Source organism: Pseudomonas sp. NPDC087336, assembly GCF_044744285.1.
Lineage (GTDB): Bacteria > Pseudomonadota > Gammaproteobacteria > Pseudomonadales > Pseudomonadaceae > Aquipseudomonas.
Window position 1 is genome coordinate 56913 of record NZ_JBIUYA010000028.1, and the last position, 26449, is coordinate 83361.

The window sequence follows — 26449 nt, forward strand, 5'->3', positions numbered from 1 at the left end:
CGGCCTTAAGCAGGAGCCGACATGCCGCGTACGCTCATTAGAAAGAATCCGAGCAACTTCAAGACCCTGCCGTTATTCGTCGAAGCGACTCCCGAAGGCCTGAGTTATCAGAGCGTCGGGAGGCCGTTGAATTTCGCCCAGATCCTGCAACGTCGACGCCCCGTGACTGTCGCTGATACGGAAAGGTTTTCCCTTGAATTAGCCAACCTCGGGGTTTCCGTACGCCTGACACTGCATTGGCAGAATCGCGATTACTGGGTGCTGGTCCGTCAACGGCGGCAGGATCGCGGCGACGTGGTGCTCAAGCTGATTTCCGGCTACGTGCCCGCCCATGAGCTGAACCTGCCGCTGCACACGGCAATCCAGGAAGTCGCCGAAGAGTGCCTGCTGGAAACCCCGGAAGGCTGGCTCGGCGGGCGCTTCAACGACACCTGGCTACCCGCCCCCTACTCCAGCGCACTGCATTACCGCGAAGCCCTGCCGTTTCGCCTGTCGCCGCTGTCCGGCTCGGCGCGGCCGGTGCGCTGCGCCAACCTACCACTGATCGAACGGCCACGGGCCTACGTGCACTTGCCGACCGCATCGCTGCAATTGATTTACGACTTGCGCCTGGAGGTCCCCAAGGAAGCAAAGTCCCTGAGCCTGTTTCACGTAGACGAACGACTGGAAGGTGATCAGCTGGTGGCCCGCCTGGATCGAAAACGCCCCGACCTGTACCTGATGCCTTTGCGGGACGGACACCCCACGGCCGAGCTCTACACCTTGAAAAAGGATCAATTGCACTCGGCGAGCACCCGCGGACTGTACCTGGCCGAAAGTTTTGCCCGGCAAGAAGGCTGGTTGGTGAAGGATGAGCGGATTCGCTGGAAGGACTGGGTGCGACAGCAGGGTTTGACGCCGCCGGGGAAGGATTCGGGATTGGCGCGGTTGCGTGGCAAGGCCAGGCAACTGCTGAAGAAGATCGTGCCGCGTAAGGCTGCACGCCCCTGATCGTTCCCACGAGCAGCAAAGGAATGCAGCCCGGGACGCTTCGCGTCCCAACAGCGGACGCAGAGCGTCCATAGAGGCATTCCCACGCAGAGCGTGGGAATGATCAGAGCGTCATTCGGACTTGCGGATTTTCTCGACAATTGCGGTCGTTGAGCTGTTTTCCACCAGCCCCAGCACTTTCACGGTCCCGCCGTAAGCGGTCACGATGTCCGCGCCGACCACCTGGTCAATCCCGTAGTCCCCACCCTTGACCAACACGTCCGGCTTGACCTCGCGCAGCAGGTTTTCCGGTGTGCCTTCAGGGAAGCTGATCACCCAGTCCACCGCGCCCAACCCTGCCAGCACGGCCATGCGCCGGTCGACACTGTTGATTGGACGGCCGGGCCCTTTCAGGCGACTGACCGACGCATCGTCGTTGACCGCAACGATCAGGCGATCGCCTTGCGCCCGCGCCTGCTCCAGGTACGTCACGTGCCCGGCATGCAGGATGTCGAAGCAGCCGTTGGTGAAAACGATTTTCTCGTTGTGCGCACGGGCGTCGTCGACTGCCAGCAGCAACTGCTCAAGGCCCAGCACGCCGCGCTCTGAACCCTGATCGCGCTGGATGGCACGACGCAGCTCCGGCGCGCTGATGGCCGCCGTACCGAGCTTGCCGACCACGATGCCTGCCGCCAAATTGGCCAGGCCCACCGCATGCGGCAGTTCTTCACCGGCGGCAATCGCCGCGGCCAGGGTAGAAATTACCGTATCCCCAGCACCGGTCACGTCGAACACTTCACGGGCGCGTGCCGGCAGGTGCAATGCTGGATGATCCGGGCGCAGCAAGGTCATGCCGTGTTCACCACGGGTTACCAACAGGGCGCCAAGGTCCAGGTCGCGCATCAGCTGCGCGCCCTTGTTCACCAAATCATGCTCATCGGCGCAACCACCGACGATGGTTTCGAATTCGCTAAGGTTCGGCGTGATCAGGCTCGCGCCACGGTAGATCGAAAAATCCTTGCCCTTGGGATCGGCCAGCACCGGAATGCCACGGGCACGGGCGGCCTGGATCAGCACTTGATGGTTTTTCAGCGCGCCTTTGCCGTAGTCGGACAGCACCAGCACCTTGATGCCTTCGAGCAATTCGTCGACTTGCACGGACAACGCCAGGGCGTCGGTGGCGAACGGTTCTTCGAAGTCGATGCGCAGCAGTTGCTGGTGACGGCTCATGACCCGCAGCTTGACGATGGTCGGCTGGTGGGCAATGCGCTGGAACAATGCGCGCACACCGGCACCCTTGAGGCTATTGACCAGGCTGTCGGCGGCTTCATCGTCGCCGGTCACGCCGACCAGCGAGGCCGGCGCGCCGAGGGCGGCAATGTTCAACGCAACGTTGGCGGCACCGCCCGGGCGGTCCTCGATGTGATCGACCTTGACTACCGGTACTGGCGCCTCAGGGGAAATCCGTGAGGTACCACCATGCCAGTAACGGTCGAGCATGACATCGCCGACCACCAAGACAGGGGCTTGATCGAATCGCGGCATGGACAACTTCATGGAGCAACCCACATACAAAATGAACAGGGGCGCGATATTAACACAGGGTGGGCACCGGCTTGTGTGACGGCTGCAACGGGATCTTGCGACAAGGCTTTTTGATCATTTATTGAGCAAATCGGAGCATGGACTCACTCGTTGGGCGCATTGCACGCCGCTAGAGCATCAGGGTGAGCCAGGCTCACCCTGATGTCGGAGTCAGGCGATGTCTTCGGCCGGCGTATCGAGCCCCATCGCATGCAGGCGCGAATAGTAGCCATTGTGCGCCAGCAATTGAGTGTGGGTGCCACGCTCGACGATTTCGCCGTGGTCCATCACCAGAATCAGGTCGGCCTTTTCGATCGTCGACAACCGGTGGGCGATGACCAGCGTGGTACGCCCCTTCATGACTTGATCCAGCGCAGCCTGGATATGGCGCTCGGACTCGGTATCGAGTGCCGAGGTTGCTTCGTCGAGAATCAGCAACGGAGCATTTTTCAGCAAGGCCCTGGCAATCGCCAGGCGCTGGCGCTGACCACCGGACAGCAGTACGCCGTTTTCCCCGACCTGAGTATCCAGGCCTTGCGGCATCTGAGCGATGAAGTCCATTGCATAGGCGTCCGCTGCAGCCTTTTCAATGTCGGCGCGAGGTGCGCCAGCCAGATCACCATAGGCGATATTGTTGGCGATGGTGTCGTTGAACAGGGTCACATGTTGCGTGACTTGCGCGACGTGCCGACGCAGATTGCGCAAGCGATAGTCTTCGATTTCGACATCGTCGAGCAGAATCTCACCGACTTCATGATGGTAGAAGCGCGGTATCAGGCTGGCGAGTGTCGATTTGCCGCTGCCAGAGCGACCCACCAGTGCGATCATCTGCCCCGGCGCTGCGGTGAAGCTGATGTTCTTCAGCACCTCACGATCTGTCTCGGGATAGGTAAAGCTCAGGTTGCGCACCTCAAGGTAGCCATTGACGCGATCACGCTCGACGGTACCGCGGTCGACTTCCGGCTCGACGTCCAGTTGCTCGAAAATGCTTTCGGCACCGGCGACACCTTTCTGAATGGTCGAACTGACTTCCGACAGCTGCCGGATCGGCTTGGGCAGCAGACCCGCCGCAGTGATATAGGCCACCAGGTCACCGGCGGTTGCATCACCGCGCAGGAACAGCACCAGGAACATCAGCACGGCCATGGCGGTGTAGATCACCAGTTGCAACATCGGCGTATAGACCGCGCCGGTCTTGGTCATGCGCAGTTGCTTGTCGGTATTGCCCTGGCTGGCGGCGGCAAATCGTTGCTTTTCGTAGCTCTCGCCACCGAAGCTGCGCACTACGCGATAACCCTGGATGGTCTCGGACGCTACATGGGTCACATCGCCCATGGCCACCTGGATCTTCTTGCTCTGCTTGCGGAATTTCTTGCTGGTATTACCCACCATGAGTGCTATCAGCGGCAGGATAGCCAGCATCACGATGGTCAGCTTCCAGTTCATCCACAGCAGGTAGGCAAACAGGAAGACCACGGTAAGGCCTTCGCGGATCACCACCTTGATGGCATCGGTGGCGGCACCGGTCACCATAGTCACGTTGAACGTGATGCGCGAGATCAGATGCCCGGAATTGTGGGTATCGAAGTAGCGGTTCGGCAGGACCAGCAATTTATTGAACAACTCGACGCGAAGGTCATGCACCAGCCCCAATGAAACCTTCGCCAGGTAATAGTTGCCGAGGAACGAGCCCAGGCCTTGCCACGCCGCGATCAGGATGATCAACAATGGCACCGCCATCAGCAGCTGCAAGTCCTTCAGATAGGGGACGTTGGGGAAGAGCACCGCTTCAGGATTGCTCAGGCCATCGACGAAATACTTGAGAATCCCCGCCAGCATCGGCTGGGTGGAGGCAAAGATCACGAAGCCCACGATACTCAGCAAGAAAAGGCCGAGATAAGGTTTTACATACCCCAACAGCCGAAAATAAATTTTCAGGCTGGAGTCCTGTCCCGCTTTGGGCGGTGCGTCACTCATCGTAGAGCTCACTGGTTAGGAAGAACGCGAAATTTTATCACAAGCGTCGGGATTGGCCCGCGCCCATACCAAAACACTGGCCAGGCCGATGGGCAACCAGCTGATAAACCATTCAGCCCTCGGCGTCCCGTTCAGGCTGGCAGCGTCGAATTGCATCGCCAGGGTAGAGAACAACCATATGCCGATGATTCCCTTGGCATAGAGTGTTTCCCGAACCTTCCAGGCCTCGCGCAGCACAGCGATCCATGTCGCAACCCACAACAATAACCCTGGCACACCCAGCTCGATGGCCACATGGGTGAACAGGTTATGGGCATGGTCAAAATACTGCCCATCGGCAAACACCCTGTAGTTACTGCCAAGGCCCAGGCCACGCCATGGGTGTTCAGCGATCATTTGCAAACTGGCCATCAGGATCTGCGGGCGATAGGAAGCGCCGCGCGCCAGGACCAGAGATTCGAAAAACCAGAACGCCAGCATGGCGATGATCAGTGCGAGCGCCGCGATGATGCGACTGCGCCGGTCACGGCACCAGATCGGCATCGCAAGTATCGTGAGAAACAGTGCCAAGGCAGCGCCGCGACTCTGGCTGAGCAGGACAAATACGCCCAGAAAGCCCAACGCAACAGCACAGACCACCTGCATCACGCCATTACGCGGAGCCCAAAGCACCAGCCACACCGCTGCCAGCCCGATGACGTAGCCGCCGAGAATCGGATGGGCCAATTCGCCCAGCCCTTCCACACGTGAACTCCAGTCGTTGCCATGCATTCCATAAAACTTGATGATCGCCACCAGCGCAGTGACAGCAAGCCCTATACCCCCCCATTGCATGATGCGGATCACACGCTCGGGTCGGGCATTGGCGAGAACCGGAAAAAACAACAGGAACACCACGATGTACAGCAGGCGTTTGGCTGCGCGTTCCAGATCAGGCGTGTTTGACCATGAAAGACTGAGCAGTGACCAGATCACCAGCCCGAGCATCGGCAGGTAGATCCAGCGCTGGCCATGGAACAATTCCCGAAGCCGGGCCCGTGCGGGCCAGCAGAGCATGATTGCAGGCAACCAGAGAAACACCACCAAGCCTTGCTGATACAGCTTGTTGGTAGGCGCAATGGCGATGGCCAACAAAAACCATAAAAGACCTACTGCCATCCATGCTTGCGCCCAACGTGTTTCTTGCATCAAATTGCTCCTGTAAGCGTTCGCCTACCCAACCCGACATGGTTAAAGCTGAATTTTTTCGGCATCATTGCCCGCCATGGCGCCCCGTTCTTCCAACAAGGCTTTCTACGATGCAATGTTCCCGGCTCCCTCAAGCCGCCCTGAATCAAATGATTGACGGTGCCAAAGTATTGGAAGCCGACAGTTACGGGCCAAAAGTCTACCTGTTGCCAGATGGGAATATCCTCAAACTGTTTCGCCGCAAGCGTATTTTTTCATCCGCCTTGTTTCGGCCTTACTCGAAACGCTTCATCGACAATGCCGCCGAACTGCAAAGACGCGGCGTACCGACCTTGCAGGTCCTGCAGTATTACCGACTGCAGGCGCCGGGCATGACAGCCGTGCTGTACCAGCCACTGCCAGGCCAGACCCTGCGCCAGGTCGCCAGCAAGGACGGTTTCAACTGGCCGCAAGCCTTGCCGGAACTGGCCGGACTGATTCGCAGCCTTCATCAGTCGGGGATCTACTTCCGGTCACTGCATCTGGGCAACATCGTGATCACGCCCGACAATCGCATGGGCCTGATTGATGTGGCTGACATGCGCTTCCTGCGAGCCCCATTGCCTCGCCACTTGATCAAACGCAACCTGCAACACTTCGCGCGCTATATTGCGCGCGAGAACCTGAACGACAGCTTTCCGATGCAAGCATTGGAGCAGGCAGTGCTGCCCTCATGAGAGTAGTGCACGGGCGGTCTGGCTGAAGCTCAGCCAGGCTTGATCCGGCCCTAACACCTGGAACTGATCGGCGGCGACCGCTTCGGCAGAGACGCTGAACGCTCGCAAGATCGCTTCGCGCCAGGCATTCACATCATCAACCGGGGCGTACCAGCCGGCATCGGCCAACTGTTCGCGAAATACCGGCAACTCACTGCACAGTACCGGAACGCCCGCCATGACCGCCTCCTGCATGATCAGCCCCAGGCCCTCCTCCCGCGAAGGGATCGCGACCCAGTCGAATGCACGGTAAAGACGCGCCGCATCATCGAGATGGCCCGGCAGCAAGACTCGCTCACGCAGGCCCAACTCATCGATACGCGCTTGCAGCGTGGCACGGGTGCTGCCCTCCCCGACAATGACCAATCTCAGGTCGGCGCGTTCCTGCAATGCCGCCGCGAAAGCATCGAGCAGGCAACTGAAGCCCTTTTCCGAAACCAGGCGCCCCACCGCTCCCAATACCGGCCCACCGTCCGCAGGCAGGCCCAAGCGAGTCAGCGCCTCTTCCCTGGGAAGTAGATCGCGGTGGAAAGCGGCAGGCTCAAAGGCACTGCGCAATGTCACGACCGGTACCTGCAAGTCACGGCTCAATGAGGTTGCGAGGGTGTTCGACACTGCAGCCAATGCCAGCTGGGAAGACGGGAGCTGTTGGAAGAGCGCTCGATCACCCGCATGCAGTCGCGTCGATCCATGAAAAATGACCACGACGCGGATATGCGGCAATGCCTTGAGTACCGGCAACAGCGCGCGCGCTACCCCCAACCCGTCAAGCAACAGCAGACGCGCATCGCTGTCCTTGAGGGCGCGGTGAAACCGGGCTCGCATCCAGGGTTTGGTCAATCGCCAGAAATGCCGCCCTTTCAATCGGGCAGAAGACAGCCCCCATTCCCGTATTTCACCAACGTTCACCCCACATTCGGCGGCGCCCCCCTGAAGCAACCAGGTTTTCACCGGGGCCGAGGGCAAGGCCTGAGACAGTATCTGCTGATGCACCTTGTGGATGGAGGCAAATGGAGCACCGCCGGCCCACATCACGTTGAGAATACTCATAGGGCAAGCAGCCAATACAAAAGGTTATGGGGATACGCTGCGGTGTCGCTACTTGATGGACCAGCCAATGCAGACTCCCAACAACAAAAACAAAACGAACTTGACCTGTTCGCGCCGACTGCGACGCGCCTTGCGCTGTCGCTCGATAGGCGTTTGCACGTGCAGGCCAAACCCGGTGTGCATGACTGCGTCTGCTTCAAGCGTCAGGGCAGTCAGATTCAACTGTGCGTATCGCTGTGACAGCGCTTTCTCGCCACCGTGCCCGGAAAATGGCGCGCACAATCGATATTCCTTTATCCGGCGCAGGCCCGGGTTCAGCGAGAACCCCTGCCACTCCGGCTTGTCGGAAATCAATGGATGGCAAGCCACTCCACCGACGACCTCACGCGGCCCCAGATGAATGTAGGGGCTGTGAACCCGCAGATCATGAGTATAGCTACGCAGCCACACTTGCAGGATTTCCGGGCGGGATTGGAGAACGGTCATGGAGTCTTCCACAAACCCTGGGCGATAGAATTCCCAGTCATCCTCGCAATGGAAGATGTAGCTCGTGCTGACGTGTTCGTAGGCCAGATCGATCGACGCCAACTGACCCAGCTTGGGCCGATTGACGAACACCGTGCAGTGATCCTTCCAGTTGACTGGAATGACCGCGTGAACCCCTTCGTCACCGGCATCTTCGGTGATGAACACTTCACGGATGGGGGCCGTATTGAATCGATCGAAGCTCTCGAGCGTAGTCTTGAGCAGATCCAGGCGACCACAGCTTGTGACCACAAGCGTGATGTCACTTTCGTGGGAAAAATGCACGGCTGTCTCAACAGAGTAAAAGTGGCCAGCAATATCAATGGCCGGCCAACGCTTGTCAAATACCCAAATTGAGTCGAATTCTTTCCAACAGACTTAACGGCGCGCGAGCACGCAGGGCAGGTTCAAGCTCTTCGACGATTCGCTGGCCGATGCGTGCAAAGCTGAACTGGCTGACCGCCAGCTCCCGTCCATTGCGAGCGATACGCTGCGCCAGTTGTGGGTCGCTGCGCAATCTGGCCAGCTTTTCCTGCAGCTGTGCAATGTCCTGATACAACACCACGTTGTGCATATCCTGCAAACCCAGCGCCTGGCATTCCGCTGCGCCCTGATCATAGGCGAGCAATACGCAACCACAGGCCATGGCCTCGAAATTCTTGATCATGAACTCGCCCATACCGACATCGGCACTGACGAAAAAGCGAATGCGGTTGAGCGTATCGCGGTACTCCTCGCCCGACTTGGTACGAGTCACGACCAGGGGCTCGACGCGCCCCAGCTCATCGAGCAGGGCCTTGCGACCGCTGTAGGCAACGCTGTTGGTACTGCCGACGAACGCCAGCTCGATATCCCGCTCGCGGCCCTGATCCTCAAGCTGCGTCTGGTCATAGCCCTTGGGAACGAACACCGCATCGAATCCCTCTTCCCGCAGGCGTTCGGTGACGACGAAACCGGAACTGATGACCCGCGCCCACGGCAGGCGACGGTAGTGCGCGCTGAACTTGCCGGTGTACTTGCAAGGAATGTAGTTCTGGTAGGCGTCGTGTTCGAGGATGACCAGATTGGGAATCGTGCGGATAAATCCGACCTGGCGGATCTCCTGCTTGAAACGCAGGAAAAACACGATCCGGTCGTACCGCGACACATCGACTTCACGCCGGAAATAACTGCGCAGGTTGCGCTGTTCCTTGCTGCTCAACCACCGCAAGTCGCACTCGCAATGAGCGGCCACCCCGTCGTACAGACGGTCCAGAATGGCACGCTGATCTTTTTGCACCAGAAATAGAACTTTCATCGTCTTCCTTGCCACAACAGGCAAATGGAGCAACACCTGAAACCGAAGCTGCCCACGGACAGCCGAACTTCAGGCCCATGACACCTTACAAACGCCAAAACAGCTCCTGGCGCCGCACAGCCTTGCGAAAAAATTCATTTTCGCCGTAATGCGAACCGGCCCGCCCCGCCAGCAACCGCTGCAACCCACGCCGCATGCGACGCTTGAAGGGAGCCGGTGGTTGCAGGTCGTGCATCATTGCCAATGCCATGGCCTTGTCCCGCTGCTGAGCCAGGGAAAGCTGCAGGCAGTAGGGATGCATCTGCTGGCCAAGATCGAACACAGGAGGCAGGGCAATACCGGTTCCGGTATCACCCATGGGCCAGCGATCGTTGTCATGCAGGTGATTGGCATACCCCAACAGCGTCGGTTGCCAGTCAAGCCCCTTGAGCGCTTCGAGCACCGCGGCCTGTGCACAGATATGATCGGGATGGGGATCTAGGGTCGGGTGCGGCAACACGATCACCTCAGGCCGGGCCCGCAGCAGCAGGGCTTGCAGATCCGCCTGCAGGTTGTTCCAGGTTGGCGCGCCATCGACATCGCCCGGCAGGCCAAACGGATTCAACTGGCGAAACAACCGTGTGTCGTGCAAATCCGCTTCCCGCGAACCTATCGGCTTGGCGGGCGATGCCTGCATGGTCGCCAGTTGCAAGCAGAAATAGCCCAACTGCACGCAATGGGCTTGCGGGACGCCGGCCCAGCGCGGCACGGCAATGCTGTCCCAGGCGCGCAAACGGCCTTTCAGGCGCGCCGCCTCGACCTTGTTCATGCCCATGCGCTGATAATGTTCGGCTTCGATTTCACCGGCGGTGAGCGTGACGATCCAGGCCTCGTCCGCCTGGCTGTACAAACCGTAGGCCGCCAGCTCGGCATCATCGGCATGCGGGGCGATGACCATCACCCGTTGACGGCGAAAGTCCGGATGCTCGAACGCCCACAACACAGGCTCGCCCTGTAGCCGGCAGAATCGCCCGCGCAGACGCAACTCACCGCGCGACAGCACCTGGGCCTGGCCACTGAGGTTGAGGTAACGCAGGCCATTCACACCCCGCTCGAAGGTCTGCCGGTCAGGGTTGTCGCCACCCGCCAACTCGACCACAGGATCGAAGAAGCGTCCCAGCCACGTACTTTTTACCTTCAGGGCCAGTACCAGCGTCGCGTCGTCGACCAGCATGACCCCCTCATCCAGGCGCAGATGCTCCCCGCTCAGGTGCACTTTGGGCTGCGGGGTGTAGGGGGCAAAGGTGTACTGATAATCATCCTTCGCCGAATAGAACAGGTGATCGGCAAACCAGGCTTCGTGGGCCACCCAACCCACCACCGCCAGCACCAGCGGCAACCACCACACCACCAAAATGCCGGACAGGATCAACAGCCCCAGCGCGACCAGCAGACCGATGCGTTTGTTGCGCCGATGGCGCTTGAGCAATTGCTGTTTGCGACTCATGGTTTGACTCATACGGTGTAGACCGGCACAGGGTTGCACCAGCGATCCTTATATTCCCGGTCGGCACGGCCAAAGGAAAAGCGCAGGGGCTTGTCCAGTGCCCTGGCGTGCTCCCAGGCGCTTTGGGTGTTGAGAAAACTCAGCACGCTACCGGGGCTGAACTCGCGGGTTTCGGGATCGACTCCACCATTGATGTATTCGACGCTGATCCACTGCGGCGTCTCGACGCGGTACACCAGTTGAATGGCAATGGGAGCATCATTGAGGAAAATCACCGAACCGATCAGCAACTCGCGCAACAACTCGATGACCTCGGCCATGCGCTCGGCACCGGTCGCCGGGAAACCCCAGCGGCGCAGGAACAAATCGCAATAGATTGCCCCCAGTTCCTGGCTGGAAAACTCGGAAACCGGTCGTACGACGCCTCCCGCCTCTTCCAGCAACCTGAGTTCGCGGCGCTGGTTGTAGCGAAACTTCTTCGACAGCTCTTCGGGCGTGCGGGCCATGGCCAGTTGTTCGGCCTGCAGCCTGATGCCGGTGAAACGGTTTTCGTTGAGCGCCGACAAGTAGCGACCACGATGGCGCAAAGGTGCCTGGGCATCGGCGGCAGCCGGCAGGATGATCTCGGCATTGCCAAGGTCGAACAAGCCCTTCTTGCCGTTACGCTTGAGCACGTCCTTGGACAAGGCGAGGTCGCGACCCCAGGTCGGAATCGCGGCCTTGATTTCGCCGCCTTGCTCCCAGGCCAGGTATCGCACGGGGATGCCGGCAAGCTGCGCCAGGCGCTCGACCACCAGCGGGTGAGTGGCGACGCTGCCACCATAACGCTGCCAGGTATCGGCATAGGTCGAGGCATCGGATAGCGACCAGCCGCGTTCGCGCCAGCCTTGAAATCGGTTGAGCATCAGCCCCTCTGTGCCAGTTCGGTAACGTGCGGCAAGTGCCAGAAAGCATCGCGCACCGCGCGGTCGGAGAAGCGTTCACGCAGGCGATCGAGCATCAGCTCGGCGCACTGGCGACGTTGCTGCTCGTCCATAGCAGCCAGATGTTGCAGGCCTTGAGCCAGGTGCTCGGCATCGCCCAGCGGGAACAGGATGCCCACGCCTTCGACCACTTCCTTCGCTCCGCCACAGGCCGTTGCGAGCAACGGTACGCCTGCCGCCATGGCTTCGAGCAGCACCATGCCGAATGGTTCATGATCGGAACTCAGGACAAACACATCGAAAGCGCTGAAATACCGCCGGGCCTCGGGGACCTGACCGAGGAACAGCACCCGGTTGCCAATGCCCAGCTCGCGAGCCTGGGCCTTGAGATCCTGTTCCAGACGACCGCTTCCGAGAATCACCAGCTGGCTGTTGGCCGGCAAACCGGGCAGCGCCGCGGCAAAACCGTCCAACAACGTGGCCTGGTCCTTGTCCGGATGCAGGCGGCCGACGTTGCCGACAATCCAGGCATCCACGGACAGGCCGAGGGTCTCCCGCGCCTCACGGACCGACACCTGGCTAGCCTGCAAAGCCGGCACATCGATCCGGTTATACAGTGTCTGGATCCTTGCCGCCGGCCACTTCGGCAGGCATTGGCGCATGTCATCGCGCACCGCATCGGACACCCCGAGCAGGCTCAGGCGCTTGCGGAAAACATGCGCGAAGAGCTTGCGTGTGCCGCGTTTGTAATCGTCAAACGCATGGTGCACGCCAATCACCGGCAACGAGGTGCCGAGCAAGGCGATGTAGATCGGCTTGAAGCGATGGGCGATGCAGAAACTGAAATTGCGCGAAGCGGCGATCTTGCGCAGATCGCCGATGGCGCCCAGCTTCAGGCCACGAATGGCCTTGGAGCTGTACTCCATGAACAACACTTCATCCGAGGCGCAACCCGCGGCCACCTCGGCGTCGGCGACCCCGGTCAGAAAGACCGTGGTCACGCGATAGCCGGTGCCCGCGAACAGGCTGGCGTACTGCCGGGCGCAGTCCAGGAACGGCCCGTCATAGCCGTGACAGAACTGCAGCACATGGCGTTCAGCCGAGCGTGTCATATGCGTTCGCGCCCTCTTTGACCACCAGGATGTCTTCCATGATCAGATACTGTAGATCCGAACCGAAGAACATGTTCAAGGCGTCCGTCGGCGAGCAGATCATCGGTTCGCCACGACGGTTGAGCGAGGTGTTCAGCGACACGCCGTTACCGGTCAGGTTTTCCAGCGCCTTCATCATGTCGTAGTAGCGCGGGTTGTATTCGCGCTTGAGCACCTGGGCCCGGGAAGTGCCGTCTTCGTGAACGACTTCCGGCACGCGTGTTTTCCACTCTTCGGCCACTTCGAAAGTGAAGGTCATGAACGGAGCCGGGTGATCGATCTTGATCATCTGTGGCGCCACGGTGTCGAGCATCGACGGGCAGAAAGGCCTCCAGCGCTCGCGGAACTTGATCTGGTGGTTGATGCGATCGGCCACGCCGGCCACGCTCGGGCAACCGATGATCGAGCGACCACCCAGTGCACGCGGACCGAACTCCATGCGGCCCTGGAACCAGGCCACCGGGTTGCCGTCGACCATGATCTTGGCGATCTGCTCCGGCATGTTGTCGAGCTTGCGCCACGTTGGCTTGTTCTCGTGACGAGCACAGGCAGCGATCACGTCTTCGTTGCTGTACGAAGGGCCGAGATAGACGTGCTCCATTTTCTCGACCGGCACGCCGCGGGCGTGGGACACATAGGCGGCAGCACCGACTGCGGTACCGGCATCGCCGGACGCCGGCTGTACGAACAGCTCCTTGACGTCGTCGCGAGCGATGATTTTCTGGTTGAGCTTGACGTTCAACGCACAGCCACCGGCGTAGGCCAGCTTGCCGGTTTCCTTGAGCACGTCGCCCAGGTAGTGGTCGATCATCTGCAACGCAATTTTTTCGAACAGCGCTTGAATGCTGGCGGCGTAGTGAATGTAGGGCTCGTCGGCGATGTCGCCCTCGCGCTTGGGACCCAGCCACTCGATCAGCTTCGGCGAGAAGTAGTAACCCTTGCCCTTCTCTTTGTAACGACGCAGGCCGATGACGTTGGCGTAGTCGGTGTTGATTACCAGCTCGCCGTTTTCGAAGGAAGCCAGGCGCGAGAAATCGTATTTGCTGGCGTCGCCGTACGGCGCCATGCCCATGACCTTGAACTCACCGTCGAGCATGTCGAAACCGAGGAACTCGGTGATCGCGCCGTACAGGCCGCCGAGGGAATCTGGATCGAAGAATTCCTTGATCTTGTGGATCTTGCCGTTTTCGCCGTAACCGAAGAACGTCGTGGCGTACTCGCCCTTGCCGTCGATCCCGAGGATCGCGGTTTTCTCTTTGAAACCGGAGCAGTGGTAAGCGCTGGAGGCGTGGGCCAGGTGGTGCTCAACAGGCTCGATCTTGATCTTCTTCGGATCAAAGCCCAGTTGCTCCAGACACCAGACGATCTTGTTGCGATAGCGCTTGTAGCGACGGTTGCCCATCAGGATCGCATCAAGTGCACGGTCCGGGGCGTACCAGTAACGCTTGGCGTACTGCCAGCGTGCCTTGCCGAACAGGCTGATCGGTGCGAACGGAATCGCAACCACGTCAACGTCGGAAGGCTTGATGCCGGCCTGCTCCAGGCAGAACTTCGCCGATTCGTAGGGCATGCGGTTCTTTGCATGTTTATCGCGTACGAAGCGCTCTTCTTCCGCTGCCGCGACCAGCTTGCCGTCGATGTACAAGGCTGCGGAAGGATCATGGCTAAGGGCGCCGGACAGGCCAAGAATCGTCAATGCCACAGGGGTCTAGCCTCTTTAGTCTGCGTGCAGGCGCAATGCGCCTCAAAAATTAATGTGCCCTCGCAACGGGCGAGAGACAGCTAAAGGGCGGGATTATAGCTTAAACATGCCGGGAATGACCCTTCGGTTATCAGCGTGGCGCAGGCCGCCAGTAAATACGGATATTGCCATCCGTGCCCTGCCGGTAAATCGTATACGGCAAGACAACGGTATCCAGCGCCCCAGACAGCAGCAGGTCCATCAAAACGAGCGAAACGAACATACCCGCTGGCTCAGGGGGCGCATTCAACATGCAAAAATCGTAGGCCAGGCCGCTATAGACCCGAGGAATGGACTGACAATAGGTTTTTTGCCGTCGAAGCCCATGGGCCGCGTCGGCATCGTCCTGAAACACCGTTGCGACAGTCCCGCACCCTGTCAAAGCCAATGAGATGAAACCTGATACGACTAGCGTTTTGATCGTCAAAGCTTGCCCTCCATTAGCGTCAGGCAAACTAGCATCGCGGTCATTCAGGCCACAGTTCATGGCTTCTCAAAATCATGTAGGACCGTTCGCAGGAACTTGCCCGCTAATCTTTCGAAGGGACTCAGGCGGCGCCAGGGATGCCCTTGGGAAGACGCTGATCGATGACCTGAAAGAGGGCACTGTTCTCGGGCCAGTTACGCATGAACCGCGCCCGATCCCGCGCATATGCCAGTGCGAAGCTGGCGAGCGAGCCGTGCTGGCACATCGAATCCAGATCGATCAACGCCCAGCGGTCCTGCTGCCAGAACAGGTTGTGGCCCTTGAAGTCGCCGTGGCTGATACGCTCGCGAATCAATTCGGCGAACAGGTGATCCAGCGCCAGCAATTCGGCTTCAGGCGCATCACCGCTATCGATGTACGGCGCGAAACGCTCGATGATGTCCGGCCCCGGCAGATGCTCGGTGATCAGGTAGGCGCGGTTGCGCAGCCAGAGAAAACGTTTCTCCAGCACCGCCAGCGGCTTGGGCGTGGCGATGCCGAGAAAGGCCAGGCGATTGCCTTCGCGCCAGGAGTGCCAGGCACGGCTCGGGCGCCAGAAGCGCTTGAGCCAGTGGGCGAACCCCTTGATGTTGTAGCGCTTGATCACCAGAGTGCGGCCGTCCACCTCGACCTTGCCGACGCTCGCCGCGCCACCGGTCTTGTACAGATGCCCCTGATCCAGCAATGCGTCAGCCTGAGCCAATACCGGCAGCATCGCCGCTTCTTCCTCGCGACGGATCGCCCGCAAGCCAAACGCACCGCGCTGTACGCTGAACAACGTGCATTCGCGACCGATCTTGATCAGGAAGTCCTTGAGGCGCCAGCTGCGAACCTTGTCGACCTGTTTCTGCAGGGCCTCCATGGGCAGGGCATGCTCGCCGTTGCTCAGCAGGTAGTACACCAGCAATTCTTCGGTGAACGGCTCCAGCGACTTGGGCAACTGGGCGAAAAACACCCCGAGGTTTTCCAGGACTTTCTGCCGCGAGAGTGGCTGGCCCGCCGTTTCGCTGCAGATCCCGGCGCCATCGATCAAGTACAGCCGATTACCCTGGCGCAACAGGTTGTCCAGGTGCAGGTCTTCCTGCCACAAGCCCTTGCGGTGCATTTGACCGATCGCGCCCAAGGCTTGCGCCAGCACGGCTGACTGCTCATCGGCCAGCGCCGGCAAGCCTTCCACCTGCTGCCAGGCATCACCCAGGCTCTGGGCACCTTCAAGGAATTCAAACAGCAGCCAGCCACCCTCGCCGTCCTTCAGACCGTCAGCCAACAGCAGCGGCGTGGTCAGACCTTGGGCGGCGAGCAATCGCACGCCGTCCAGCTCGCGCTGGAAATGCCGCGGCGCTTTGCTACCAACCAACAACTTGGCCAGCACTGGCCGACCGCGCCAGACACCGGCACCGACATAACGCTGCCCGGGCAATACCCGCAACAGGGTCAGCAACTGCAAATCCGCCGGCCCGGCAGCATCGGCCAGTGAAAGACTTAATGGCAGGTTCGGATGACGACCTAGGTTTTTCAGTTCGGACAAACGCATCAGCGCTTCTCCTTATGACTGCGTCGCGCGGTCAGGCGTGTCAGCCAGCTATCGATCAGCGTGCTGTCCTGTGGCTGATCCAGATAGGCAGCCAGCAAAATGCGCAGCTGAGCCTCGCTCCATTCCGGCGCCCGACGCAACAGCGGCTCAAGATCCTTGACCCGATCGCGCTGACCAAACAGTAGCGGCCGGGTCTTTTCCAGATCGATCAGTTGCGCCTGATAGCCACCAGCGGTGGCGCAAAGAAAAATATGCTTGGGGTAAAAACAGCCATGTACCTGACGCTTGCCATGCAGGCGCCGCGCCAGTTTTCCGCAGGCTTGCAGTATCGCGACATGTTGCGCCTCGCCGAGATCCGACCAGCGCTGCAGCAGCGAGTCCAGATCATCCCAGCCGTCCAGGGCGCGAGTCAGGAGAATCGCCCGCACTTCGCCGTCGACCTTGCGCTCACCGAAGAACGCCGCTTTGAGCGCCGGAATGCCGAGCTTTTCGTAGCGGCTGATGTTTCGAAACTCCCGAGCAAAACTCGGCTCGCCAAAAGGCGCGTGCAAGGTGTGCATCTGGTAGTTGCTCTGACGCTTGAGGTAGAAACCCTGACCCTCCAGATCCAGCCGAAACACGCTGCTCCAGCCACCACGCAGGGTGTTGGGTTCGTCCACGGCATCGAGCTGCCGGACCCAGAGTGCATCGAAAGTGCCGAGGCCGTGACGCTCAAGCAGCGCACGGTCTTCAGCGGCCAGAAAATCAGTCATTCGCGTCCCTCGAAAAATCTCACCACGTGCCGGATGCGCTTTTTATCGGCGGCATTGAGCCGGCTGCATTGGCGGTATTGCAGGTAAAAGCGCAGGCGCTGGGTAGCCGACAGTTGATACTTGGCCACCTTGTCCAGGCAGGCCAAGTCCTTGGTGATTCGGTATTTGAGCCAGAAACCGCTCCAGAAATCACCGTTGGGGCAGTCGATCAGGAACAGTCGGGCCTGATCGTCGACCAGCAGGTTGCGCCACTTCAAATCGTTATGGGTAAAGCGATGCTCGTGCATCGTGCGGGTGTAACTGGCCAGTTGTCGACTGATGGTGTCGACCCAGGCGCGGTCCGCCAGTTTCGCATCGTGCCGCTCGGCCAGTGCAGACAAATCTTCTGTGCTTGGCAGTTCGCGAGTGATCATCGCCCCGCGATCATAGGCCGCACCGCGACGCTCCAGCCCCCAGGCCACCACTTCGGCGGTGGGAATACCCCATTTGGCGAAACGCTTGAGGTTCTGCCACTCCATTTTCACCCGTGGCTTGCCCAGGTAGCGGCGCAAGCCTTTGCCGGCCCCCACGTAGCGCTTGACGTAATAGTTGACGCCATTGCGCTGGACGCGAATGACCTCCGACAACGGATCGCGGGTCAGGCGCTCACCTTGCAGCGCAAACACGGCATCGAGGCTGCCGAAGTCTTCTGCCAGATCGTTGTAAGCAGGCTCCAGCCTCCAACCCGCCATCAGAGCGCGTCCCCGTATCGTTGCTTACGCTCGTAAAGCTTGTTGGCCTTGCCTTCGAGCCAACTCAACAGCCCGGCTTCTTCACTCAGGATCTGTCGCAGCGGCTGCTGGAAATAGCCTTTGAGGAAGCGCAGCTTGTCGCGCCGGGTCAGGCCGATATCCAGGGCAGAAAAATACAGCGCCGCCAGATCCTTGTTGCGCCAGCGCGCAGTGATCGTCGGACGGGTCTGGGCGCGGTGCAGGTCGATCACCGAGAGTTTGAAATCGTCCGCGGTCACCGGCTTGTCGGTGTGCAGCAGGAAGTGGCAGATATAACAGTCACGATGGTTGACCCCGGCACGGTGCATCATGCCGGTCATGCGCGCCACTTCGGCGATCAGCGCACGCTTGAGCCTGGGCTCGGGCGGCTGCTTGATCCAGTTGATGCTGTAATCTTCGAGGCTGACCGTCGGTGCCAGCTCTTCAGTGACGATGAACGAATGCTGGTCCGCCGGATTGCTGCCCTTCTGGCCATAAGCAACGGCGGTCATGGTCGGCACGCCGACTTCCTGCAGGCGTTGTATGGCCTTCCACTCCTGGCCGGCCCCCAGGACCGGCAGCTTGGCAGTAAGCAGGTTCTTGAAGATTTCGCCCCAGCCGATGCCACGGTGGATCTTCACGAAAAACCCGTTGCCGTTCACTTCGGTACGCAGGGTTCGGCGAGCTTCGAGCTCACGGTACACTTCACCCTGCAAGTCCTCGACTTCGGCGAACGGGTCGCGTCCGGCCCAGAGGCTCTTGAACGGTTCAGCCAGCATCAACTTCATTTAAGCGTGCTCCGCCAGAATCACATCGGCCGCGTGCTGCGGCATGCTGTAGAGGTCGGCCGTCTCGGCGAAGGCCAAACCGTTGCGACTCCAGGCCGCCCTTGCTTGAGCGTCATTCAACATACCGGTCAGGTACTGGGTCAGCTGGGCTTGATCGAACGGCTCGTCCAGCACCAGGCCGGCGTCGGCCTCGGCGATGTAATGGGCGTACCCGCATACCGCAGTCACCAGCACCGGCAACCCGGCCACCAGCGCTTCGAGCAGCACGGTACCGGTGTTTTCGTTGTAGGCCGGATGGATCAATAGATCGGCGCCCAACAGGAAGCGCGGAATATCGCTGCGACCCTTGAGGAACGTCACGTTGTCACCGAGCCCCAGCGTGGCGCTCTGCATCTGGAATAACTTGGGGTCGTCCTGGCCAATTACAAACAGCCGGGTGCGCTTCTTCAGATCAGCGGGCAACGCGGCCAAGGCCTTGAGGCTGCGATCCACGCCCTTGGTCTTGAACCCGGAGCCAATCTGCACCAGCAGCAAGTCATCGTCCTTCAGATTGAATTCGGCGCGAAACCCCGCGCGAATCTCGTCCGCATCCGCCGGCCGACGACGATCCTGGGCAATGCCTGGCGGCAGCAGGTGGAAGCGCTCCAGCGGTGTGCCGTAATGCTTGATGAACAGCGGTTGCTGGACCTCGGAAATCATCAGCACTTCAGTCTTGGCATCCTTGGCAAACACCGCGCGCTCGTACTCGGCGAAATGGCGGTAGCGACCCCAGCGCCGGTACAGCGAGTTGCGCAGGTTCTGCGCCTTGTCTTCGAAACAGCCATCCGCGGCGTAGTAGACATCCAGGCCCGGCATCTTGTTGAAGCCGATCAAGCGGTCCACCGGACGCTTGGCCAGGTCGGCTTCCATCCACTCGCTGAGCTTTTCATTGCGCCGATGGTTAAAAAACGCCTTGACCGGCGCCACCAGCACCTCGAAACCCGGGGGCACCTCGCCTTCCCAGATCAGCGTGTAGACGCGGATCTGGTGGCCGCGCTTCTGGCACTCCAGGGCGATGCGCATGAAATCGCGCTGCAGGCCACCAAAGGGAAAGTATTTGTACAGGACGAATGCCAATTGCATCAGCGCAGCTCCTCAGCCAGTAATAACGTGCTCAGTCGGCTCGCGACACGCTCGGGATTCAGACGCGTGAAGCACAATGGCCACTCGCGTTTCAGGTCAAACCGACTGGCATCTTCGGCCGTCGGTTGATAAGTGCATTTCTTTTGCAGGCACGGCGCGCAGGGGAAGTCGCTGGCCAGGTGAATCTGCGACTTGCCGTAGGCCCCGGTCAGGCCCGGATTGGTCGGGCCGAACAGTGACAGCGTCGGCACATCAAGGGCTGCGGCCAGATGACCAAGGCCGGTGTCCACCGCCACGCAGGCTTGCGCGCCGGCCAGCACCTTGCCGACACCGGCCAGATTCAGCTTGGGCAATACCTCGGCGTGCTTGAAGCCGGCAGCGATGCGCTCGGCGCGGGCCTTCTCCGCCGCATTGCCCCATGGCAGTTTCACGCCCACGCCGAGATAACCGACCCGCTCCGTCAGCTCGCGCCAGTAGGTTTCAGGCCAATGCTTGGTGTCCCAGGTGGTGCCATGCAGGAACACCACATACGGGTTCTTGCGCGGCAGTTCCACCAGGCGTTCGACGCTCAGGCCGTAGTCGCCCAGCCCCTTGGGCAAGTCGTAACCCAGGGCGATGGCGAACAGCTGACGCACTCGCTCTACCGCATGCTGGCCGCGGGCAACCGCCAGGCGCCGGTTATAGAAACGCGCAGCGATGGGCTCGCGCGCCGAACTTTTATCGAGTCCGGCCACCGGGGCTTTCACATACCGGGTCAGCAGAGCGCTTTTGAGCAGGCCCTGGGCATCGATGACCAGATCGTATTTCGTGGCACGAAGGCTTTGCTTGAAGCGCTTCCACTCGCCACTCTTGATGGTCTGCCAGAGGTTCTTGCGCCAGCGACGAATCGCCACCGGAATCACCTTGCCCACCGCCGGGTGCCAGGTCGGAATTTCGGCGAAGCCTTCTTCCACCACCCAGTCGAACGTGATGCCGGGGATAGCCCGCGAGGCGTCGGTCAGCGCCGGCAGCGCATGAATCACGTCGCCCAGCGATGAAGTCTTGATCAGCAGTACGCGCAAACTATTTGACCTCGACCACAGTGCCCTGCAAACGCTGCAAGGCATCGTTCACCGCCTGCGGCATGAGCTGGCGCAGGCAGTTGTAATGGCCGAAACGGCATGTGCGGTCGAAGCATGGGCTGCATTCGATGCCCAGGCGCACGATCTCGACATGTTCGGCCAAGGGTGGCGTGAAGCCCGGCGACGTCGAGCCGTAGACTGCCACCAGCGGACGGTTCAGCGCGGCGGCGACGTGCATCAGGCCGGAGTCGTTGGACACCACCGAATCGGCGCAGGACAGCAAATCGATGGCCTCGGCCAACGAGGTGCCGCCACTGAGGTTCACCGACTCTTCACGCAAGCCGGGAATCAGCCGCGAACGGATGTCTTCACCCACGGCGTGATCGTTTTTCGAACCGAACAGCCAGACCTGCCAGCCCTCGCGAATCTTCGTTTCGGCCACCTTGGCGTAATGCTCGGACGGCCAGCGCTTGGACTCGCCGAACTCGGCGCCGGGGCACAGGGCCAACACCGGGCGGTCGAGGGCCAGGCCAAACTTGGCCAAGGCTGCCTCGCGAGTCACCGGGTCGATACGCAGGCTCGGGCGCGGGTAAGGCTTGGGCAGTTCAAAGCCAGGCTCGTAGGCCAGGGCCATGAAGCGCTCGATCATCAGCGGGTAACGCTCTTTATCCAGCGTGCGCACGTCGTTGAGCAGACCGTAGCGGAACTCACCACGCCAGCCGGTGCGCTTGGGAATGCCGGCAAAGAACGGCACCAGGGCCGACTTCAGGGAATTGGGCAACAGGATCGCCTGGTCGTACTGGCCGCCCAGGGATTTGCCGATACGCCGACGCGTCGCCAACTCCAGCGCGCCGTGGCCGAGCGGGAAGCTCAAGGCCTGGCGAACTTCGGGCATGCGCTCAAGAATCGGCCGGCTCCACTCGGGGGCCAGCACGTCGATTTCGCATTGCGGGTGGCGTTGCTTGAGACACTGAAACAGTGTCTGCGCCATCACCATGTCACCGACCCAACTGGGCCCAACGATCAGAATTTTCATGTGGTTTCCATAAACGAACCGGGGAGGCCTACGCCTCCCCGCCTCGAAAATTCTACAGAACAACGCAAATCTACTGTAGGAGCGAGCCTGCTCGCTAGGGCGGCAAGTCTGGCACCCCGCGGCGCTCTCAAGTTCATCGCGAGCAAGCTCGCTCCTACAGGGGATATTGGCGTATCAAATATCCCGCTTCAGCTTAGCCCCAGCTCACGCCAGATCCGCATGACCTGTCGCCGTTCGTCCGCGAACTGGTCGCCCGGTATCACTCCGGCATCCTTCTGCAAGGCCTGCCGGTGGGCGGCGGAGCGGTAAGCTTTATAGGCTTCACGCAACAGGCTGGCGTCCTCAACGGGCATCAACCCCGCTTTCTCCAGCTCTTCCAGAATGCGGATGTTGTCCGTCCAGCGCAGCAGTGGCGGATGTGTTTCGGACCAGGCCAGAGCCGCGTATTGCACCATAAATTCAATATCGACGATACCTCCGGCGTCCTGCTTGAGGTCGAAGGGCGCCGTGGCTTCGAAGGCATTTGCCCCGGTGCCGGCCGCCGTACTCTTACTGCCCAGGTTGTCGCGCATCTTGGCGCGCATCTCGCTGACCTCCTGGCGCAGGGTCGGCAGATCGCGCGCCTTGCCCAGGATCGCCGCGCGAACCTGCTCGAACGCCCGGCCGACATCCTCGCTGCCGACCAACACCCGCGCCCTGACCAGCGCCTGATGTTCCCAGGTCCAGGCTTCATTTTCCTGATAGCGGGCAAAGGCCCCCAGCGAACTCACCAGCAACCCGGAGGCACCGGACGGGCGCAGGCGCATGTCGACTTCATAGAGCTGACCGGAGTTGGTCTGCGCCGTGAGCAAGTGAATGATCCGCTGCCCCAGCCGGGTGAAAAACTGCGCGCCGTCGATCGACTTCGGCCCGTCGGTTTCCGCCTGTGGATCGCCATCATGGATGAACACCAGGTCCAGATCCGAACCATGCCCCAATTCCAGGCCACCGACTTTTCCATAACCGACAATGATGAAGCCGGGGTCGCACAAGGTGCCGTCGGTGCGCAGCGGCGTGCCGTACTTGGCGACCGTTTGCCGCCAGGCCAAGGCGAGCACTTGTTCCAGAATCGCTTCTGCGAGCCAGGTCAGGTAATCGCTGACTTTCATCAGCGGCAGGCTGCCGGCGATTTCCGAAGCGGCGACCCGCAAGCGGTGCGCCAGTTTGAAATGACGCAAGGCTTCCATTTGCTGCTCGAGGTCGTCCTCGGGAATCCGGGTCAGGCGTTCGCGCAACTCGGCGGCCAGCTCCGGTGCCAACGGCGGCTTGAACAGCCGGCCCTCGTTGAGCAACTCATCGAGCAACAACGGAAAGCGGGTGATCTGTTCGGCAATCCAGGGACTGGCCGCGCACAAGGTCAGCAAGCGTCGCAAGGCACCGGGGTTTTCGGTCAGTAGCACCAGATAGGCAGATCGCCGCGCCACGGCTTCAACCAGTGGCAATACCCGCTCCAGCACCAGATCCGGATTCGCATGCTCTACGGCCTGAGCCAGCAAGCGCGGAATAAAGGCATCAAGACGTTCGCGACCCAAGCGCTGCATGGCGCGCAACTGCGGGCTACCGCGCAGGCTGGCCAAGGCTTTCAGTGCCTTGGTGGCATCGGCGAAACCGCCGTCCTGCAACTGTCGGCAGGCCGCTTCTTCATCCTGAGCCTCTTCCCACAGCGGCAGCCATTCACCACCGACCACCACTTCGCTTTCGGCGCCCTGGTCCTCGTCAGGATCAGCGATCACCTGAGCGAAGTGCCAGGCCACGCGGCCGCGCCAGTACATCAGGCGCTCATGAAACGCTGGCCAATCGGCAAAGCCCAGCATGAAGGCAATGCGCATCTGATCCTGAGCGCCGTCGGGCAGCATTTGTGTCTGGCGATCGGCAATAGCCTGGATCGCGTGCTCGGTGTAGCGCAGGAATTCGTAGCCTTCGCGCAGTTCATTGATCACCGCTGGAGGCAGGTAACCCTGACCTTCGAGCGTGCCCAGTACTTTTAATAATGGACGCTGTTGCAGGCTCAGGTCGCGACCGCCATGAATCAGCTGGAAGGCCTGGGCGATAAACTCCACCTCACGGATACCGCCGGAGCCGAGCTTGATATTGTCGGCCATGCCCTTGCGCCGCACTTCCTGCTGGATCAGCTGCTTCATGGTACGCAGCGCTTCGATGGCGGAAAAATCCAGATAGCGCCGGTAAACGAACGGTCGCAGCATTTCTTGCAGTTGCGCACCGGCCACTTGATCGCCGGCCACCACGCGCGACTTGATCATCGCGTAGCGCTCCCAGTCGCGCCCCTGGTCCTGGTAGTACTGCTCCAGCGCATTGAAACTCAACACCAGCGCACCCGATGAACCGTAAGGGCGCAGGCGCATGTCGACGCGAAACACGAAACCGTCGACGGTCATCGGGTCCAGGGCCTTGATCAGGCGCTGGCCGAGACGAATGAAAAATTCCTGGTTGTCCAGCGGGCGCTTGACCCCGACGGTTTCGCCGCCTTCGGGGTAGGCAAAGATCAGGTCGATGTCCGATGACAGATTGAGTTCCACAGCACCCAGCTTGCCCATGCCGAGGACGACCATCTGCTGCGGCTCGCCGCTGCGCCGGCCGGTGGGCACACCGAACTGCTGGCAATGCCGGGTGTACAGCCACTGGTAGGCCAGGTCGATGCTGGCATCGGCCATGTCCGAGAGGTCGCGACAGGTCTGCACCAGATCGGCCTGGCGCGTCAGGTCGCGCCAGATGATCCGCACCTGGTGGCGCGCGCGCTGACGGCGCAAGGCACGAGCGAGTTGATCGTCTGTTTCCGCGGCGTCCACGGTGGCGGCGATTTGCGCGCGCATCTCCCCGGGGGCGAGGCTGCGGTCGAGTTCGCCGGACTGTACCAGCGCCAGCAACAGCAGGGGGTCACGCACACTTTGCTCGATGACAAAGTCGCTGGCCGCGGTGACGCGGGCAAATTGCGCCCAGCGTTCAGCGGTCCAGGTGGACAGCCCGTGGTCATCGCCCAGCGTGCTGACGGCAGCACGGAACGACTGCTCGGCGCGGGTGACCAACGGCAACAGGATGGCAGGCAGGTCGGCAAGCGTAGGCAGGCTCATGGTCTATCCTTGATCGGCGTGTAACGGGCTGCATGTAGTGAATCTCGCAAACCCACTACCTGAAGGAGTGTCGAACAAAAGTTAGAAATAGCTGAAAATTCTTTTTTATTGGCAGCCAACATCAAGCTTTCACCTTTTTCGGTTGGCAAAAGACCAACCTTAACGATTATTCTCACAACGCAGCCGGGGGCCACAAGCCGCTCATCTGTAGTTTTACTACTCGTATATACATTAGCAAGGCTGAAATGCCGGATGATTTGTAGTAAAACTACACACCGCCGGAACAACCTATCGGCAATCCAAGAATTCATAACGTCTGCCCACAAGGCCAGTCGCTAACTCAGGCAACCGATTCTGGTAGCCTTTCCGCCCTGGAGCAAGCCATGCAAGACCTCGATCCCGTCGAAACCCAGGAATGGCTGGACGCCCTGGAATCGGTTCTCGACAAAGAAGGCGAAGACCGTGCTCACTATCTGATGACCCGTATGGGCGAACTCGCGACCCGCAGCGGCTCGCAGTTGCCTTACGCCATCACCACGCCTTACCGCAACACCATCCCGGTAACCCACGAAGCACGCATGCCTGGCGACCTGTTCATGGAACGCCGCATTCGCTCGCTGGTGCGCTGGAACGCGATGGCCATGGTAATGCGTACGAACCTGAAAGATTCTGACCTCGGCGGTCACATCTCCAGCTTCGCTTCCAGTGCGACCCTGTATGACATCGGCTTCAACTACTTCTTCCAGGCCCCGACCGACGAACACGGCGGCGACCTGATCTACTTCCAGGGCCACACCTCGCCAGGCGTTTACGCCCGTGCTTTCATGGAAGGCCGCATCACCGAAGACCAGATGAACAACTTCCGCCAGGAAGTCGACGGTCAGGGCCTGTCGTCCTACCCGCACCCTTGGCTGATGCCGGACTTCTGGCAGTTCCCGACCGTATCCATGGGTCTGGGCCCGATCCAGGCGATCTACCAGGCACGCTTCATGAAGTACCTGGAACACCGCGGCTTCATCCAGCCAGGCAAACAGAAAGTCTGGTGCTTCCTGGGCGACGGCGAGTGCGACGAGCCGGAATCCCTGGGCGCCATCTCCCTGGCCGGCCGCGAGAAGCTCGACAACCTGATCTTCGTCATCAACTGCAACCAGCAGCGCCTCGACGGCC

The 26449-nt window shown here is 60.5% G+C and carries 22 protein-coding genes and 1 pseudogene; 3 read left to right on the plus strand and 20 right to left on the minus strand.

Going from position 1 to position 26449, the window contains the following annotated elements; all coding sequences use genetic code 11:
- The first annotated feature begins 21 nt into the window (after nt 1–21).
- Nucleotides 22–990 (plus strand): metal ABC transporter ATPase, encoded by a 969-nt coding sequence (locus ACIO0C_RS24195; RefSeq protein ID WP_401315762.1) that lies wholly within the window; start codon nt 22–24, stop codon nt 988–990.
- A 111-nt stretch (nt 991–1101) separates the two neighbouring features.
- On the opposite strand, the gene hldE is transcribed toward ACIO0C_RS24195, so the two are convergent.
- The 3 genes from hldE to ACIO0C_RS24210 form a co-directional block, all read right to left on the minus strand.
- Entirely contained in the window at nt 1102–2526 is a 1425-nt protein-coding gene (gene hldE, locus ACIO0C_RS24200) for a bifunctional D-glycero-beta-D-manno-heptose-7-phosphate kinase/D-glycero-beta-D-manno-heptose 1-phosphate adenylyltransferase HldE (protein ID WP_401315763.1), read from the minus strand.
- 198 nt (nt 2527–2724) lie between these two features.
- Nucleotides 2725–4530 (minus strand): lipid A export permease/ATP-binding protein MsbA, encoded by a 1806-nt coding sequence (gene msbA, locus ACIO0C_RS24205; RefSeq protein ID WP_401315765.1) that lies wholly within the window; start codon nt 4528–4530, stop codon nt 2725–2727.
- A 15-nt stretch (nt 4531–4545) separates the two neighbouring features.
- A complete protein-coding gene (locus tag ACIO0C_RS24210; protein WP_401315766.1) occupies nt 4546–5718 on the minus strand; it encodes an O-antigen ligase family protein in 1173 nt (390 codons plus the stop codon).
- 110 nt (nt 5719–5828) lie between these two features.
- On the opposite strand from ACIO0C_RS24210, the gene ACIO0C_RS24215 reads away from it, so the two are divergent.
- Entirely contained in the window at nt 5829–6434 is a 606-nt protein-coding gene (locus ACIO0C_RS24215) for a toluene tolerance protein (protein ID WP_401315799.1), read from the plus strand.
- Here ACIO0C_RS24215 and ACIO0C_RS24220 read toward each other — a convergent pair.
- From ACIO0C_RS24220 to ACIO0C_RS24300, 17 genes are all read right to left on the minus strand, one after another.
- The gene (locus ACIO0C_RS24220) at nt 6429–7523 is read right to left on the minus strand and encodes a glycosyltransferase (RefSeq protein ID WP_401315768.1); all 1095 of its coding nucleotides are present in this window, start codon (nt 7521–7523) and stop codon (nt 6429–6431) included. The genes ACIO0C_RS24215 and ACIO0C_RS24220 overlap by 6 nt on opposite strands.
- A gap of 48 nt (nt 7524–7571) precedes the next feature.
- Nucleotides 7572–8333 (minus strand): glycosyltransferase family 2 protein, encoded by a 762-nt coding sequence (locus tag ACIO0C_RS24225; protein WP_401315770.1) that lies wholly within the window; start codon nt 8331–8333, stop codon nt 7572–7574.
- 55 nt (nt 8334–8388) lie between these two features.
- A complete protein-coding gene (locus ACIO0C_RS24230) occupies nt 8389–9345 on the minus strand; it encodes a glycosyltransferase (protein ID WP_401315772.1) in 957 nt (318 codons plus the stop codon).
- Between the two features lie 85 nt (nt 9346–9430).
- Entirely contained in the window at nt 9431–10831 is a 1401-nt protein-coding gene (locus tag ACIO0C_RS24235) for a PIG-L deacetylase family protein (protein ID WP_401315774.1), read from the minus strand.
- An 8-nt stretch (nt 10832–10839) separates the two neighbouring features.
- A complete protein-coding gene (locus ACIO0C_RS24240) occupies nt 10840–11736 on the minus strand; it encodes an antimicrobial resistance protein Mig-14 (protein WP_401315776.1) in 897 nt (298 codons plus the stop codon).
- Complete coding sequence (locus ACIO0C_RS24245; protein WP_401315778.1) at nt 11736–12866, minus strand: glycosyltransferase; 1131 nt, start codon at nt 12864–12866, stop codon at nt 11736–11738. The genes ACIO0C_RS24240 and ACIO0C_RS24245 overlap by 1 nt, the downstream gene beginning before the upstream one ends.
- Nucleotides 12850–14607 carry a carbamoyltransferase gene (locus ACIO0C_RS24250; RefSeq protein ID WP_401315780.1) on the minus strand — a complete coding sequence of 586 codons (1758 nt, stop codon included), beginning with the start codon at nt 14605–14607 and terminating at the stop codon, nt 12850–12852. Before ACIO0C_RS24250 ends, ACIO0C_RS24245 begins: the two co-directional genes overlap by 17 nt.
- Before the next feature lie 130 nt (nt 14608–14737).
- Nucleotides 14738–15073, minus strand: coding sequence for a YceK/YidQ family lipoprotein (locus tag ACIO0C_RS24255; protein ID WP_401315781.1), 336 nt, complete (start codon nt 15071–15073; stop codon nt 14738–14740).
- A gap of 121 nt (nt 15074–15194) precedes the next feature.
- A complete protein-coding gene (locus ACIO0C_RS24260; protein WP_401315783.1) occupies nt 15195–16646 on the minus strand; it encodes a lipopolysaccharide kinase InaA family protein in 1452 nt (483 codons plus the stop codon).
- Nucleotides 16646–17398: a lipopolysaccharide kinase InaA family protein gene (locus ACIO0C_RS24265; protein WP_401315785.1), complete on the minus strand. Its 753-nt coding sequence runs from the start codon at nt 17396–17398 to the stop codon at nt 16646–16648. Before ACIO0C_RS24265 ends, ACIO0C_RS24260 begins: the two co-directional genes overlap by 1 nt.
- Nucleotides 17395–18129 (minus strand): lipopolysaccharide kinase InaA family protein, encoded by a 735-nt coding sequence (locus tag ACIO0C_RS24270; RefSeq protein ID WP_401315787.1) that lies wholly within the window; start codon nt 18127–18129, stop codon nt 17395–17397. Before ACIO0C_RS24270 ends, ACIO0C_RS24265 begins: the two co-directional genes overlap by 4 nt.
- On the minus strand, nt 18129–18935 hold the full coding sequence (gene rfaP, locus ACIO0C_RS24275) for a lipopolysaccharide core heptose(I) kinase RfaP (RefSeq protein ID WP_401315789.1): 807 nt from the start codon (nt 18933–18935) through the stop codon (nt 18129–18131). Before rfaP ends, ACIO0C_RS24270 begins: the two co-directional genes overlap by 1 nt.
- Complete coding sequence (locus ACIO0C_RS24280) at nt 18936–20057, minus strand: glycosyltransferase family 4 protein (RefSeq protein ID WP_401315791.1); 1122 nt, start codon at nt 20055–20057, stop codon at nt 18936–18938.
- Nucleotides 20057–21118, minus strand: coding sequence for a lipopolysaccharide heptosyltransferase I (waaC, locus tag ACIO0C_RS24285; RefSeq protein ID WP_401315793.1), 1062 nt, complete (start codon nt 21116–21118; stop codon nt 20057–20059). The genes ACIO0C_RS24280 and waaC overlap by 1 nt, the downstream gene beginning before the upstream one ends.
- Nucleotide 21119: 1 nt before the next feature.
- Nucleotides 21120–22154, minus strand: coding sequence for a lipopolysaccharide heptosyltransferase II (waaF, locus tag ACIO0C_RS24290; protein ID WP_401315795.1), 1035 nt, complete (start codon nt 22152–22154; stop codon nt 21120–21122).
- A 188-nt stretch (nt 22155–22342) separates the two neighbouring features.
- Nucleotides 22343–25282: a bifunctional [glutamate--ammonia ligase]-adenylyl-L-tyrosine phosphorylase/[glutamate--ammonia-ligase] adenylyltransferase gene (gene glnE, locus ACIO0C_RS24295; protein ID WP_401315797.1), complete on the minus strand. Its 2940-nt coding sequence runs from the start codon at nt 25280–25282 to the stop codon at nt 22343–22345.
- Nucleotides 25279–25593: a hypothetical protein gene (locus ACIO0C_RS24300; RefSeq protein WP_157295535.1), complete on the minus strand. Its 315-nt coding sequence runs from the start codon at nt 25591–25593 to the stop codon at nt 25279–25281. Before ACIO0C_RS24300 ends, glnE begins: the two co-directional genes overlap by 4 nt.
- Before the next feature lie 72 nt (nt 25594–25665).
- On the opposite strand from ACIO0C_RS24300, the pseudogene ACIO0C_RS24305 reads away from it, so the two are divergent.
- Nucleotides 25666–26449, plus strand: a pseudogene (locus tag ACIO0C_RS24305) (pyruvate dehydrogenase (acetyl-transferring), homodimeric type); the annotation flags it as partial.

Coding starts and splice junctions, on each gene's coding strand:
- ACIO0C_RS24245 (WP_401315778.1), bottom strand. CDS start 12,866: ATGACACGCTCGGCTGAACGCCATGTGCTGCAGTTCTGTCACGGCTAT.
- waaF (WP_401315795.1), bottom strand. CDS start 22,154: ATGAAAATTCTGATCGTTGGGCCCAGTTGGGTCGGTGACATGGTGATG.
- rfaP (WP_401315789.1), bottom strand. CDS start 18,935: ATGAAGTTGATGCTGGCTGAACCGTTCAAGAGCCTCTGGGCCGGACGC.
- glnE (WP_401315797.1), bottom strand. CDS start 25,282: ATGAGCCTGCCTACGCTTGCCGACCTGCCTGCCATCCTGTTGCCGTTG.
- ACIO0C_RS24210 (WP_401315766.1), bottom strand. CDS start 5,718: ATGCAAGAAACACGTTGGGCGCAAGCATGGATGGCAGTAGGTCTTTTA.
- ACIO0C_RS24235 (WP_401315774.1), bottom strand. CDS start 10,831: ATGAGTCGCAAACAGCAATTGCTCAAGCGCCATCGGCGCAACAAACGC.
- ACIO0C_RS24265 (WP_401315785.1), bottom strand. CDS start 17,398: ATGACTGATTTTCTGGCCGCTGAAGACCGTGCGCTGCTTGAGCGTCAC.
- ACIO0C_RS24300 (WP_157295535.1), bottom strand. CDS start 25,593: ATGAATTCTTGGATTGCCGATAGGTTGTTCCGGCGGTGTGTAGTTTTA.
- ACIO0C_RS24195 (WP_401315762.1), top strand. CDS start 22: ATGCCGCGTACGCTCATTAGAAAGAATCCGAGCAACTTCAAGACCCTG.
- ACIO0C_RS24270 (WP_401315787.1), bottom strand. CDS start 18,129: ATGGCGGGTTGGAGGCTGGAGCCTGCTTACAACGATCTGGCAGAAGAC.
- ACIO0C_RS24280 (WP_401315791.1), bottom strand. CDS start 20,057: ATGCAATTGGCATTCGTCCTGTACAAATACTTTCCCTTTGGTGGCCTG.
- ACIO0C_RS24220 (WP_401315768.1), bottom strand. CDS start 7,523: ATGAGTATTCTCAACGTGATGTGGGCCGGCGGTGCTCCATTTGCCTCC.
- ACIO0C_RS24230 (WP_401315772.1), bottom strand. CDS start 9,345: ATGAAAGTTCTATTTCTGGTGCAAAAAGATCAGCGTGCCATTCTGGAC.
- hldE (WP_401315763.1), bottom strand. CDS start 2,526: ATGAAGTTGTCCATGCCGCGATTCGATCAAGCCCCTGTCTTGGTGGTC.
- ACIO0C_RS24240 (WP_401315776.1), bottom strand. CDS start 11,736: ATGCTCAACCGATTTCAAGGCTGGCGCGAACGCGGCTGGTCGCTATCC.
- ACIO0C_RS24260 (WP_401315783.1), bottom strand. CDS start 16,646: ATGCGTTTGTCCGAACTGAAAAACCTAGGTCGTCATCCGAACCTGCCA.
- ACIO0C_RS24215 (WP_401315799.1), top strand. CDS start 5,829: ATGCAATGTTCCCGGCTCCCTCAAGCCGCCCTGAATCAAATGATTGAC.
- msbA (WP_401315765.1), bottom strand. CDS start 4,530: ATGAGTGACGCACCGCCCAAAGCGGGACAGGACTCCAGCCTGAAAATT.